We start from the raw sequence: 13,695 nt of genomic DNA on the forward strand, positions 1-13,695 counted from the left end.
TCGGGAATAACGTATCTGGCCATATCTAAAAATATTGTAGGAATCAGTAGCCACTATAACTCAGCTAATTAAGGGACGCAGCCTGGTGAAATTAATACATATAATATTGCCGCCTGTAATTTTCCGGCGTCATACCCGTTTCCTTAGTAAATAAAGCGTCGAAGTATTCTTTAGTACGGTAACAACATAACTCACTAATTTTATTTATAGCTAGTGATGTTGTAGTCAACATCTCTTGCGCTTTACGCATCCTCTCCTCCTGAATGGTTTTATGTATTGTCATAGATGTTTCTGCTAGAAATCTTTTTTCAAGATTTGTTCTGGATATACCCAAGTTATCCAGTACATTATCCACATTAATTCCTTTTAACGCGTGAGTATGAATAAAATGAAGAGCATTAATCACCACAGGGTCATTCACAACTCGATAATTCGTTGATTGCCTTTCAATCACTCCACATGGCGGAACAACTGTCGGAACTGAATTTATATTGTGTCCATTGAGTAACAAAGAAAGTAATCTTGCTGCTTCGAAACCCATTGTTCGGGCTCCCTGAACCACGGAGGACAATGAAATTTTTGATAAATAACGAGTTAGTTCCTCATTATCAATGCCAATCACTGATAAGACTTCCGGTACAAAGATATTACAATGCTCGCAAACCTGTAATAAATGACGCGCACGGGCATCGGTGACCGCGATGACTCCAGTTCCCTTCGGCAAGGTCATCAACCACGCTTTCAGTTCTTGCTGGGCCTCATGCCAACGGCTACAGTGTGTAAGAAAGCCTGCGTAATAACGCACAGGCTGGCCAGACTGTGCCATTAATGAATGAAAAGCCCAGGCTCTCTCATACGCCCACGGCTTTCCAGCTTCTTCAGGGAGGCCATAAAACGCAAAATTTTTGATACCTTTACTTCTGAGATGCTCCAGAGCGCAGGCAACAATCCCTTCATTATCCGTGGCTACATAAGGCGTACCTGGGTAGCAGGACGAATGATGATATGAACTACCGACCCCTACCACCGGGAGGTTGCAGTCTGCTATACATTCACGGATGTTCCCATCGTCAAAATCAGCGATAATAGCATTAGCGAACGCGATATCCCGTTCAAACTGGCGAGTGCTAAAATCTTCCTCAATATAAATATCCCAGTCGCACTGAGCATCTTTTATAAACTCGCCGATACCCTGAATAATCTGGCGATCGTATGTCTTATTCGCGTTAAATAATAACACTACGCGCGTTGCTACACTTTCCTCACTACTTTTCGGCGACATTATCACTCCCCGGGACATAACAGGCAAATCCATACAGGAAATCATTGGTCAGACTTTCCCTGTCGTCCTGGCTTGCTTGTCAGGCAAGTGGGGAAATCTGCTCATAAAGCTGATTAAAAAGAGCTCGCTACGCCCAACGCTGGTCCAACATCACCACAAATACGGTATACAACCTCAGCGCGTTAAACCCCGGCATCATTAAATTACCAGTATAATATTACGTGAGCGCGGAGTTTGTTTCTCCAGTTCCCGGCATTCTGCATAGCAACGCCCGTCATCCCACTAAATAGCGAGCTTCTCTGTATGACTGACCAGTATTGTATTATATTCGCTGAGCAATATCACTTTTACGCCGAAGGTAACCAGATAGGTACCGATATACATAAGTATAAGTCTCTTCGGAAGATAGAAATACTAAGAGTGCGACTTCTGATTCCGTACTCTTATGCCACTTAACGATATATAAGCTGATTAACGATGTTTTCCAGACGTTCCTGATGACCACTCTTATGGACAGGGTCAAGCTGGTGCGCATTGGCGTATTCTGCCAGTTGGTTAAGCGTCATTTCGCCGCCGAGGATATCTTTGCCCAACTTATGCCCCCAACCGGCATAACGCTCCTGTCGCGCAGCCGCGAGGCGACCATCCTGCAGCATATTAGCCGCCACCCTCAGTGCCTGTGCCATCGTATCCATGCCGCCGATATATCCATAAAACAGATCGTAAGGGTCTGTGCTCTGACGACGAACTTTGGCATCAAAATTCAGGCCGCCAGTAGTAAAACCGCCCGACTGCAGAATTTCGTACATGACCAACGCATTTTCTTCAACACTATTCGGAAACTGATCCGTATCCCAGCCAGACTGCAGGTCGCCACGATTAGCATCCACTGAGCCAAAGATACCAAGCGATATCGCGGTAGCAATCTCATGGTGAAATGAATGGCCCGCAAGCGTTGCATGGTTCGCTTCAATGTTGACTTTAATTTCGTTTTCCAAACCAAATTGTTTGAGGAAGCCATAAACAGTAGCGACATCATAATCATATTGATGTTTGGTAGGTTCCTGTGGTTTCGGCTCAATTAATAACGTGCCCTCAAATCCAATGCGATATTTATTATCGACTACCATCTGCATAAAACGGCCTGCTTGCTCACGCTCTTTGCGGAGATCGGTATTCAGCAAGGTCTCATACCCTTCACGTCCTCCCCATAAAACGTAGTTTTCTCCCCCCAGTTTTTGCGTTGCCAGCATGGCTGCATTGACCTGGGTAACAGCCCAGGCAAATATTTCCGGGTTGGGGTTTGTCGCCGCACCTGCGCCATAACGTGGATGAGTAAAGCAATTAGCGGTTCCCCACAGTAATTTCACGCCCGACTGAAGCTGTTTTTCTGCCAGGACATCGGTTATCTCGGCAAAGTTATTGAGATATTCTCGTATTGACTTACCTTGCGGCGCGACATCTGCATCATGGAAACAATAATAAGGAATGCCCAGTTTGGTAAAAAACTCAAAAGCGATATCAGCCTTTTGTTTAGCCAATGCCATTTCATTACCAGCCTGTAGCCAGGGGCGATCAAAGGCGCTTGCGCCAAACATATCCGCTCCCGACCAACAGAAGGTGTGCCAGTAACAAGCAGCAAAACGAAGATGTTCCTCCATCCTTTTTCCCAAAATAATTTCATCAGGATTATAATAGTGAAAGGATAAATCATTGTTACTGTTGCTGCCTTCGTAATTAATTTTGTTCACTTTATCAAAATAGGATGACATAAGATTTTCCTTGATTTATTGGATGTCACAATAGCAATGAAATGAGTAGTAGCTATCACGCCATCATATTGTTATTGAAACTTGCTTACTAAATAATATTTTTATAACGTCAACAATGAAGCAATTATGAATTTTAACAATCCCGTCAAATTAAATATTAACTGTGAATCTTGTCACAGCTTTACATCCATTTCTTTTTGTTACAAATTGACGCACGTAAAAACAAAAAATAGCAAAAATATTTAGCAAAAATAATTCACCAACATGAGAACAGCATCACAGAAACAAAATTAAGAGTCTCAATTATGAAAAAAGATAATTTTAAAGAACCCCCTCAACATCAATTATTATTTTCTCGCAAGCAGCACCTTCACTATAAAAACATGGTATTCAGGGATAACCTGTACGCCATGGCACAAGGTCCCGGCGAGAGGAAAACATGAGTCATAATTTATGTTGCAGAGGTAAGCGTGATGACATCAACAACGATAAAAACAAATAATACCCACGTTATTCTGGCTACGCTGGTGGCAACGCTTGGGGGGTTATTATTTGGTTATGATACTGCAGTTATTTCAGGCACAGTATCATCTCTTGATAAAGTTTTTATTACACCACTTAATCTGAGCGAATCTGCATCCAGTTCTCTGCTCGGGTTTTGTGTCGCAAGTGCATTGATCGGGTGCATTATCGGTGGGGCATTAGCGGGGGTGCTAAGCAGTCACTTTGGCAGGAAAAAATCGTTAATGATTGCTGCGGTGCTCTTTTTCCTGTCAGCATTAGGGTCGGCATTCCCGGAAGCAGGACACCGGACCATCAGTGGAGCTGACGGTATCCCATTCTATCTGTCCTCTTTTATACCTGAGTTTGTTATTTACAGAATTATTGGCGGAATCGGAGTGGGAATCGCCTCGATGGTGTCGCCAATGTATATTGCAGAAATAACCCCTGCACATATTCGCGGACGCTTAGTTGCTTTTAATCAATTTGCGATAATTTTTGGGCAATTATTAGTTTATTGTGTAAATTATACTATTGCCCGGTCTGGCAGTCCGGAGTGGCTCAATATTATGGGCTGGCGGTTTATGTTCCTCTCCGGCGTGGTACCTTCCTTTATCTTTTTCATTCTGTTATTCACTGTACCTGAAAGCCCCCGCTGGCTGGCCGTCAAGGGATTGCATGATGCTGCAGCTAACGTTCTGAATAAACTGGTTGGTAAGGAAGAAGCGGAGAAAGAACTGATAAAAATCCTCCAGTCGGTGAATACTGGAAACAATAAAAAAAGTGTCCCACTATTCTCATTTGGCATAGGTATCGTCGTTATCGGTATATTACTTTCCGTATTCCAGCAGTTCGTCGGAATTAATGTAGTGCTCTACTATGCACCAGAAGTTTTCAAATCCATTGGCTCCAGTACGGACGTAGCGCTGCTGCAAACAATTATTGTTGGCGTGATTAATTTACTCTTTACGACCCTGGCGATCTTAACGGTAGATAAATTTGGCCGGAAGCCATTACAAATTATTGGTGCGCTGGGAATGGCTATAGGTATGTTTGTTCTCGGAACAGCATTCTATGCCAAACTATCCGGGACAGTCGCGTTAGGTGCTATGCTTTTCTATGTCGCTGCCTTCGCCATTTCCTGGGGACCGGTATGCTGGGTTCTTCTGGCGGAAATATTTCCTAATACCATCCGCAGTAAAGCGCTGGCCATCGCCGTTGCTGCACAGTGGATAGCAAACTATCTGGTGTCCTGGACATTCCCAATGATGACGAATAACCACTATTTAATGACACACTTTAACAACGGCTTCGCTTACTGGCTTTACGGCGTGATGGGCGTTTTGGCTGCTGCATTTATGTGGAAATTTGTGCCGGAAACCAAAGGAAAATCGCTGGAGGAACTGGAGTCTCTCTGGAATAAAAATCCGCAGCCTCTTCTTAATAAAGAGTTGGCTGAATAGAGAACACTGACAGCGTATGACCTAAAACCCGGCTGACAGTCATCTTCGCCTTTTGTCAGCCGAAAACACGACTCGCAGACCGAGAGCAAGCTTTAACTTTTCAGTTTGGCATTTTCGGCGCCGGGGATGGTTGCACCGGGCTTCTGACTTGAAGGCCATAATCCAATCCTGGAGCAGCATAGCGAGTTGACACTGCCTGAAAGAGCAAGGTAACTCAGGAATACATTGAGAATGAGGCAATGATGGTAAACTATCCAAAGAATGTAACATATGAACACCCAAAAACGACATGGCGGCAAAAAGAGCCCACGCCCCTCAGTGATGAGATGCTTAACAGCGTTGAATGCTGGTGGCGGGCAGCCAACTACCTTTCTGTCGGGCAGATCTATTTACTCGATAATCCCCTGCTACACGAGCCACTGACTGCCAACCATATCAAACCTCGCCTGCTAGGGCACTGGGGGACAACCCCTGGTCTGAACTTCATTTACGCTCATCTGAACCGCACTATTATAGAGCGTGACATGAGCATGCTTTACATTACAGGTCCCGGCCATGGCGGTCCCGGGATGGTCGCCAACGCCTGGCTGGATAGCACTTATCCCGAAGTTTACCCCGACATCGATTATAGTGAACAGGGTATGCGCAAGTTATTTCGGCAGTTTTCCTTTCCTGGTGGTATTCCCAGCCATGTTGCACCGGAAACACCCGGGTCCATTCATGAAGGCGGTGAGCTGGGTTATTCACTTTCCCACGCCTATGGCGCTGCTTTTGACAATCCGGATTTGCTGATCGCAGCTATCGTTGGCGATGGTGAGGCTGAAACGGGGCCACTGGCAACCAGCTGGCACGGCAACAAATTTCTTAACCCACTCAAGGATGGGGTTGTATTACCGATCTTGCATCTTAACGGCTACAAAATTGCTAATCCGACGATCCTGGCCCGCATCGGCGATGAAGAGCTGGAGCAACTCATGAGGGGTTATGGCCATACACCATATATGTTTGAAGGTGGTTTTGATGGCGAGGACCATCTTGAAGTACATAAACGTTTTGCGGCGCTGTTGGACGAAGTGCTTAATCACATTACCCGTATCAAAGCCGATGCAGAGGCCGGAAAACTGAACGAGCGTCCCCGCTGGCCGATGATTATTTTTAAAACCCCGAAGGGCTGGACCTGCCCACCCGTGATAGACGATAAGCAAGTTGAGGCCAGTTGGCGATCTCATCAGGTACCGTTAGCCAACGCACGAGACAGCGACACTCATACCAAAGTACTGGAAAACTGGCTTAAATCTTATAAACCTCAAGAACTGTTTGATCAAACAGGTGCCCCTGTGGAGGCGATCCGTCGCCTGGCCCCACGCGGCAATAAACGAATGAGCGATGTACCACAGGCTAATGGCGGTCTGTTGCGCCGCGATCTCATTTTACCACCTGTTGAAAACCATGAGGTGCACTTCAGCGCCCGCGGCAACAGGTTTGTAGAATCCACGCGCGTGCTGGGGGAATGGCTTGCCGATGTTATCCGGCTCAACCCAGATAATTTCCGCATATTCGGACCGGATGAAACGGCCTCCAATCGTCTTGCGCCACCGGTTTATTCCGCTACCGACAAACAGTTCAACGGCGAAATCTGGCCAATTGATGAAAACATTGCGACTACTGGACGAGTTATCGAAATGCTATCGGAACATCAGTGCCAGGGTTGGCTAGAGGGCTACCTGCTCACTGGTCGCCACGGCCTGTTTTCTTCTTATGAAGCCTTTATCCATATTGTTGACGCAATGGTCAATCAACATGCCAAGTGGTTAAAGGTTTCACGCCATATCCCGTGGCGTAAACCGATAGCTTCACTCAACTATCTGCTGACTTCCCATGTCTGGCGCCAGGATCACAACGGTTTCTCACATCAGGATCCGGGATTTATCGATCATGTGGTAAATAAAAAAGCAGAGGTGGTCCGGGTATATCTTCCAGCGGACGCTAATACCCTGCTGTATACCTGGCGCCATTGCCTGAAATCCCAGGATTACATCAATGTGGTCGTAGCCGGGAAGCAACCTGCGCCGCAGTTCCTCAATATGGAGGAGGCGCGCAACCATTTCAAACGCGGGTTGGGGATCTGGGAATGGGCCAGCAATGAAATTGCTGGTGAGGCTCCTGATGTGGTTATTGCTGCTGCTGGCGATGTTCCTACGCTTGAAGGGCTGGCCGCTGCCCGTATTTTGCGAGAAAGGCTGGTCGATCTGAAAGTGCGTTTCGTCAACGTTATTGACCTGATGCGACTTCAGCATGAGCGCGAACATCCGCACGGCATCAGCGATGCGGAGTTTGACGCTATCTTTACAACTGATAAACCGGTAATCTTCGCCTGGCATGGCTACCCATCCCTTATTCATCGTCTGACTTATCGACGTCACGTCCATGACAATATTCACGTACGGGGCTTTAACGAAGAAGGGGGCACGACCACACCATTTGACATGGTCATGGTTAATGACCTGGATCGCTATCGCCTGGTGATGGACGTTTTACAACATGTTCCTGGTCTGGCGATACGTCATGCAGGGCTTCTCCAGGAAATGCAGGACGCCCGCAATCGTGCCAGCCTGTATGCCCGGACTCACGGTGAAGATATTCCTGAAGTGGCTAACTGGGTTTGGGATGACTCACCCACTCAGAAGACTGGATTGAAAGCTGTCTCCGCTACAGGCGGAGATAATGAATATTAAACAGTGATATTTCATCGCATCATGATTGACAAATCCTGATGCGATTTGCCCTTCCATGAAATACACCATCCTTAATCTGACCTGACTCACCGTATTCGGACGTTAAGCGAGTGTAAGGGGTTAATAGTAATGTTCAAAACGAATAGCTGCAGCCATATATCCGGTTTTATATGTGGCTTCATCACCCCCGATAAGCATCAAGGTAGTTGGTACCCTGGGTTAATTTAAGCAGACTGTTTATCTGTTACAGTAACAGTCATATGTATCAGTAATGATGGTTTCACGTTATTGTTCCGTGTAACGCCAGCCACAGCAGCGCTGTCGGATTCAGCCATTGCGAGTATGCTGGCAGGAACATCAACCGAAACTTCGTATTTTTTCCAGCCTGCCACCCACGTTGCAGCTTTTATGAAAACAGTTAAAAACAATTACTGAGTGCACTTACCATAATCTTAGTTGTATTAACTCAGTCCGACTCCTGGTTGAGTAAGTCGTCTACAGTCTTTGATATATTCTCTTCTTCATCAAGTTCTTTCTTAAGATCTCGTTCTTCACTATAACTTTCAGGTTCCGGACCTGTGTAAGGTTTTGGCTCAAAGGAGTCATAGGATTCATGTATTGGTTTTTTTCCGGCATCTTCTTTGGTTAAAACCAATTCAAATTCCTCCCCTTCTTTTACTTCAACTTGCTCATCTTTAACCTTGAAACCCGATTTTGTATAAGAGGTCTTTGCTGAGAATGCTGAGGTAACTTCTATTTCATTCGGCGTATCCTTCTGTTGTAATAATTTCTTAACCGCTGCCAAAAGTGCACTTCCCCCTCCCCGTATTTCTGGGTTACCTATCATCCACCTAAGGTAAAGTGGCTCATTTTCTCTTTCCTCTACAATTAATACACCTACTAAATCTTCAGTACCCTTCATGACCGCTTTAATTCGCCATTGCCGCATACTGGGTTCAAAACGCTTGTGGTTTTCATATGCCATATCCAATGCCACATCCCAACCATCATCCTCTTGTTCCCAATATCTCCCAGAAGCCTTTTTTCTGCCACCTTCACGGTCTTCCTTATTAATCTTTATCACCCCTATGCTTCGGCTTCTTTCACGCAGCCCCTTTCCTCCCCATTTTTTAGCTATCTCTCCCAGTTTTCTCGGTATCTCTTCTTTATCCCAATCTGAGATATTTTTTAATTCAATATCATTTGTTGTAGTGTCTTGTTGTTCTTCATTTTTATCTAATTGAATTGTTTCTTTACGTACATAATATCTCTCTGCATTATCTTCCAGGCTTGTTTCCTTGCCAGCCTGAGGAATTATCTTCAACACTCTAACCCATTCATACACCTTATCACCCTTTTCATCACTCTGCCTTTTGTCTTTATTTTCCTGGTTGGACCCACGCCGTGAAATAACTACTGGTGCAGTATCAATAATCAGCCTGTCTCCTTTTTTCAACTGACCACCATTGTTGGATTTTAATTCATTAGCCAGCGCGTTCTCACCACCAAATAATGATTTATCTGTGTACGCGACGATGTGTGTAACCCCCCACGTTACTGTTGCGTCCTTTTGCACCCGCTGAACCGGTGATACATTAGCCGTACTATCCGATACCGTATGCTTATTGACCACTTGCTCCTGTATTTTTCTTTGCTTAATAGCTTCAGGACGATTGTCTGCAAGATGGAAGGAAGAGTTATTACTTTTCTTTACCGGAGGAATAGAGTCAAAAACAGCTCTACTTCTGTTTTCTTTTGGTTTATCTGACTTTTTATACATACATCAATCCTTTTAACTTATTACCTGAAGATGTTAACGTATTTTTCTTATTAGAATGGTCTGACAAAAACACTTCAACGATCTCCTGACTCTATTAGGCAGATAAGAATTTCATTTTCATGAAGCTATCATATGGTTATATTAATTAATATAACCATGAAGCCCTGTTATTAATCATAATATTCCACGCAATCCAAAAAAACATTGCAAATAAATCACTTGTCAGGATGTTAAATGGCTAATATCCACACTGACATTGCCAGTTGCATCAATATAGCTATCACTCTTTTCATCAAATTTACAGTTAGTTACTGACCATTTGCCACCCAGGTACTTCTTATTATTTGCAACTTTTGCTGTTACATTCCCTTTCGTTCCAATAGCTTCCCATCCATTTACCTCAACTTTGACAAGCCGTTCCTCCCAATTATCAGATGTATCTCCATAATCCTCACCCGACCATTCTCCTGCTGGCGGAACAAGCGCATCACTGTTATCAATTGCACTTTCCCAGTCGGCCCGTTTTGCGAGATTGTTTGGGGCAGTACCCGCCACAATTCCGGGAGGCCCGCCTGTATCAATTCTGGCTTCGGTAACAGACACCGCTTCTCCAATATTGTTGGCGACATGTTTAGTGATGAATTCTTGATTAAGAGTATAAGGTACCGGTTTGTCTTCCTGTGCAGTGCCCTTCGCTCCCTTCAAACGTTGAACAACTTGATTATCAAAAAGTCGCGCTACCACTGCGGTTCTCACTGAAGATGATTGACCCTGACTGGCAACCTCTTGTGACTGCCGTTGTTTTATAGTTTCAGCCCGATTATCCACAAGCTCATGACCATAATTCTCAGTGTTTTTCTTCTGAGTAACAGCCCTTGTTTGAAGCTTTCTCGATTTCTCAACATGTGTAAACATACAGGAAAACCTTTCAGATTTAAGCAACATTAATTACACATCATATTGGTTATGAGAGATAAACTTATATTTAGCAATACTGTTAAGTATAAATACCCTTTCAAGAAAATTCACTTGTAAGCTGTTTTATCATATTAAACAATGCTCTGACCACATAAAAACCGTTGTCAGGATTTTCATGAACATTAGTCAGCGCCTTAGATAGTTTTTTAGCTGTAAGGCCATAAACGTCAAGATCTTTTTCTTTTTTGTTTTTAGAGGAAAGTAAGCTTTGATAAAACTGCTCTTCCATTTGAATCAGAACTTTAGCTTTGGCATTAAGAAATTCATTTTTTTCTTCATTATTTTTCATTTTATTCCAGTGAGTAACCCAGGAAAAGGTTTGATCAACTCCATAGGATACACGTTTAGGGCCAGCAAACAGGTTTTCATTGCATAATACATTATGATATTCCAATAGCAGTACTGTAGTATTGTCACTATTAAATCCAGAGACTATATTTTGTTTATGATGCCCCAGTTCATGCAGAAGATTTCGTTGATAATTCGCCATTTTTTCAGTTATAACAACGGCACCAATTTTATGATTATAAGCGGCCCCACCTAATAAACTAAGCAAGTCTTTAGCTGTAGCTTCGGTATATTCTTTCTCCTGGCCAGGCCCTTGCTGCATAGATGTTAGAGATTCTTTTTTCTCTTCTTCGGAAAGACCAACAACGTACCCTTCGGGATAGTCCTTAAACTTGGTATTAGCCATAACTTTATCGGGAACTTCAATTATTTTATTTCCCTCAAAAGGAATCTTCAATTTTTCACACGCACTTTTAACTGCTTCATAATCTATTACACGCTGAATAATCAATCTGGATGATAAGGTATTATGAGCAAAAGTGCTTTTTGCATATAACTGAACAATATCAGCTGCTTGAGGATTATTGTTAATAAGCTTTTTAATTTTTCTTTGAAACACAGAAGCATCCCGATTATCACTAAGCCAACTCTTTGATTTTTCATTATTTTTATTTAGAGCAATGGGATGAGCGGCCACTCTTTTTTGGTCTTTTCGCTCTTCTGTTTGTGCATACATATCTCACCCCTGTGCATTTTTCTATGTTATGACTCATTCAGTGGCTGTAACAACCGTGGCGCCGTGGGCATTTTTAAACACCTGATCCCATTGTTTTTCACCGGTCTTGAAACTTACTTTTTCCACAGCCCCTAACCACCGCGCAGCGCCTTAGCCCCCATCACATCCGCCTCATGCTCTAACGCAGGGTTATCATTCACTGCCATGCCTGCAACAGAGGTGGTTGGGGCAACACGCCCCTGGGCCTGCTGCACTACATGACCCAGTTCGTGGGGTAAGTGTTTTTCCTGGCCGGAAGCAAGGTGGATATCACTGCCCTGGGCATAAGCATGGGCCTGCACGGCAGCGGGTTTTGCCGAGTTGTAATGCACTCTGACGTGGTCCAGGCTCATACCGCTGAGATTTTCCATGCCGCTTTTTAAATTATCGGGTAGCCCGGTTTGATTGGCCTGCCGTTGCACGGTTTCCACCCGGTTATCTTCCAGTGCCGCAGCCTGATTCTCTTTACGCTGCGATACTGCTGTCTGGGAAACTGCCTGCCGGGTTGATTGCTGTTGTTCTGTCTGGCTGGAAAACATAAGCTGCCGCCCTCGTTCTCAATCGTGTTGTATCAAACAGAAAACCACCCTGTTCCGCTTTCTCGCACCAACAGTGCTGAACTTATTCACTCAAAAAACATTTTGTTATCTTTTCTGAATTCCTGGCGAATGCTGGCAATAATGTCGCCCTGGGTCACTGTGCGCTCATCACGCTGAATGGCGGTTAATGCGCACTGGCGCAGTACGTTGATAATCTGCCCCCCGGAAACTTCATAGCGGTCTGCAATGGCGGGCAAATTGACATCCCCGGCGAGTTCACACACGCCATTAAAAGCGTTCTGCCATAGCTGTAAACGCTCCTGCGGGCCGGGAATGGTAAATTGCACCATACTCTGAAAACGCCGGGTAAAGGCTTCATCCATATTGGTTTTTAAGTTGGTGGCAATAATAACCGTACCGGGGAAGTCCTCTATTTTTTGCAGCAAATAACCGGTCAGTTGGTTGGCATGCCTGTCATTGGAGGAACTAACTTCAGAACGTTTACCAAACAAGGCGTCGCCTTCATCAAAAAACAGGATCCACTCTTTATAGCTGGCTGCTTCAAACACCCGTGATAAGTTTTTCTCGGTTTCACCAATGTATTTCGACACCACCATGGATAAATCTACGCGGTAGACTTCCCGCCCGGTGGCTTTACCCAATAATGCCGCTGTCAGCGTTTTCCCCGTCCCCGGTGGGCCAAAAAATACAGCGCGGTAACCCGGCTTTACCTTTTTCGCCAGTTGCCATTCTTCCATCAACTTATGGCCATAGTTGAGCCACGCATGGATCTCTTCAACCTGCGCCATAACTTCCGGGTCGAGTACTAAATCGTGCCATTCAAGTGGGGATTCCAGTATATGCGCCGGGAAGCTGGCGCTTAATTCCGGGCGCAACCGCTGCCCGGTCATAAAATAGTGCAGCCACTCTTCGTTTAGCCGATAAACACCCGCCCATTTAGGTACGCCGTCATCAACAGATAACAGTTGCGTGACCTGTTCGGCCATCAGGCGGTGTTTATTTGAAAAGATTTCCTGTGTGTAAATGCGCCAGTCGGGGTTATTGGCACTGATCAGAAAATTGAGCGTTTGCCCGGTCGGAATAAAACCACTGAAGGCTTTGTCACTGACACCGCCAAATTCAGTAAAAGGGCGGTCTGTCAGGCTGTTAAGACCAAAGAAAATATCAAGGGTATCGGGTTTTACACTGGGTGCCATGGCAAGCGCCAGCCCCAGGCGTTCAAAAATGGATAATTGCCAGTCGGTAACCAGATCCGCATAGGGTGCCCCTTTTACTAATTCCGGAGGCGGAATATCCAGCCAGTGGCGTTCATGCCCTTCTTGTTTAAGGTAGCTGCATATAACCTGATTAATAACCTGCGACAACCACGCCATTTCGCGCCAGAGCACAATGACATTGGTTGTTTGCAGATAGTTTTCGGCATTTGCTGGTTTGAGCATGGCACATCCTTGCAAAGAGGTGCATCAGGCTGAGTTCTGCTGTTTGCCAGCAGCGTACACAACGAACCAATTATAGCACGCAACTCATTCAGGCTACTTTTTAAACACTTTTATTCACGATA

9 protein-coding genes are annotated in these 13,695 nt (G+C 44.8%); 2 read left to right on the top strand and 7 right to left on the bottom strand.

What is annotated here, in order from left to right; genetic code table 11:
• Positions 1-91: 91 nt before the first annotated feature.
• Positions 92-1,282 carry an AraC family transcriptional regulator gene (locus tag A9B99_RS04210; RefSeq protein WP_064595528.1) on the bottom strand — a complete coding sequence of 397 codons (1,191 nt, stop codon included), beginning with the start codon at positions 1,280-1,282 and terminating at the stop codon, positions 92-94.
• A 452-nt stretch (positions 1,283-1,734) separates the two neighbouring features.
• Entirely contained in the window at positions 1,735-3,054 is a 1,320-nt protein-coding gene (gene xylA, locus A9B99_RS04215) for a xylose isomerase (RefSeq protein WP_064594902.1), read from the bottom strand.
• Positions 3,055-3,527: 473 nt separating this feature from the next.
• Between xylA and xylE the strand changes: the two genes are divergently transcribed.
• Positions 3,528-5,018 (top strand): D-xylose transporter XylE, encoded by a 1,491-nt coding sequence (gene xylE / locus A9B99_RS04220; protein WP_064594904.1) that lies wholly within the window; start codon positions 3,528-3,530, stop codon positions 5,016-5,018.
• A 239-nt stretch (positions 5,019-5,257) separates the two neighbouring features.
• Complete coding sequence (locus tag A9B99_RS04225) at positions 5,258-7,753, top strand: phosphoketolase family protein (RefSeq protein ID WP_269448049.1); 2,496 nt, start codon at positions 5,258-5,260, stop codon at positions 7,751-7,753.
• 466 nt (positions 7,754-8,219) lie between these two features.
• On the opposite strand, the gene A9B99_RS04235 is transcribed toward A9B99_RS04225, so the two are convergent.
• The 5 genes from A9B99_RS04235 to A9B99_RS04255 all read right to left on the bottom strand — a co-directional run bounded on the left by A9B99_RS04235 (position 8,220) and on the right by A9B99_RS04255 (position 13,573).
• The gene (locus tag A9B99_RS04235; protein ID WP_064594908.1) at positions 8,220-9,533 is read right to left on the bottom strand and encodes a hypothetical protein; all 1,314 of its coding nucleotides are present in this window, start codon (positions 9,531-9,533) and stop codon (positions 8,220-8,222) included.
• 222 nt (positions 9,534-9,755) lie between these two features.
• On the bottom strand, positions 9,756-10,448 hold the full coding sequence (locus A9B99_RS04240) for a hypothetical protein (protein ID WP_064594910.1): 693 nt from the start codon (positions 10,446-10,448) through the stop codon (positions 9,756-9,758).
• A 100-nt stretch (positions 10,449-10,548) separates the two neighbouring features.
• Positions 10,549-11,535: a hypothetical protein gene (locus A9B99_RS04245; RefSeq protein ID WP_064594912.1), complete on the bottom strand. Its 987-nt coding sequence runs from the start codon at positions 11,533-11,535 to the stop codon at positions 10,549-10,551.
• Between the two features lie 131 nt (positions 11,536-11,666).
• Positions 11,667-12,113, bottom strand: coding sequence for an eCIS core domain-containing protein (locus A9B99_RS04250; RefSeq protein ID WP_064594913.1), 447 nt, complete (start codon positions 12,111-12,113; stop codon positions 11,667-11,669).
• 86 nt (positions 12,114-12,199) lie between these two features.
• Positions 12,200-13,573, bottom strand: coding sequence for an ATP-binding protein (locus A9B99_RS04255; protein WP_064594915.1), 1,374 nt, complete (start codon positions 13,571-13,573; stop codon positions 12,200-12,202).
• Between the last annotated feature and the right edge of the window lie 122 nt (positions 13,574-13,695).

It is taken from the genome of Mangrovibacter phragmitis, from assembly GCF_001655675.1.
Classification (GTDB): Bacteria; Pseudomonadota; Gammaproteobacteria; order Enterobacterales; family Enterobacteriaceae; genus Mangrovibacter; species Mangrovibacter phragmitis.

What these genes read in the sequence shown, in the direction of transcription:
- A9B99_RS04210 (WP_064595528.1), bottom strand. Translation starts at nt 1,282, where the DNA reads ATGTCGCCGAAAAGTAGTGAGGAAAGTGTAGCAACGCGCGTAGTGTTA.
- xylA (WP_064594902.1), bottom strand. Translation starts at nt 3,054, where the DNA reads ATGTCATCCTATTTTGATAAAGTGAACAAAATTAATTACGAAGGCAGC.
- xylE (WP_064594904.1), top strand. Translation starts at nt 3,528, where the DNA reads ATGACATCAACAACGATAAAAACAAATAATACCCACGTTATTCTGGCT.
- A9B99_RS04225 (WP_269448049.1), top strand. Translation starts at nt 5,258, where the DNA reads ATGATGGTAAACTATCCAAAGAATGTAACATATGAACACCCAAAAACG.
- A9B99_RS04235 (WP_064594908.1), bottom strand. Translation starts at nt 9,533, where the DNA reads ATGTATAAAAAGTCAGATAAACCAAAAGAAAACAGAAGTAGAGCTGTT.
- A9B99_RS04240 (WP_064594910.1), bottom strand. Translation starts at nt 10,448, where the DNA reads ATGTTTACACATGTTGAGAAATCGAGAAAGCTTCAAACAAGGGCTGTT.
- A9B99_RS04245 (WP_064594912.1), bottom strand. Translation starts at nt 11,535, where the DNA reads ATGTATGCACAAACAGAAGAGCGAAAAGACCAAAAAAGAGTGGCCGCT.
- A9B99_RS04250 (WP_064594913.1), bottom strand. Translation starts at nt 12,113, where the DNA reads ATGTTTTCCAGCCAGACAGAACAACAGCAATCAACCCGGCAGGCAGTT.
- A9B99_RS04255 (WP_064594915.1), bottom strand. Translation starts at nt 13,573, where the DNA reads ATGCTCAAACCAGCAAATGCCGAAAACTATCTGCAAACAACCAATGTC.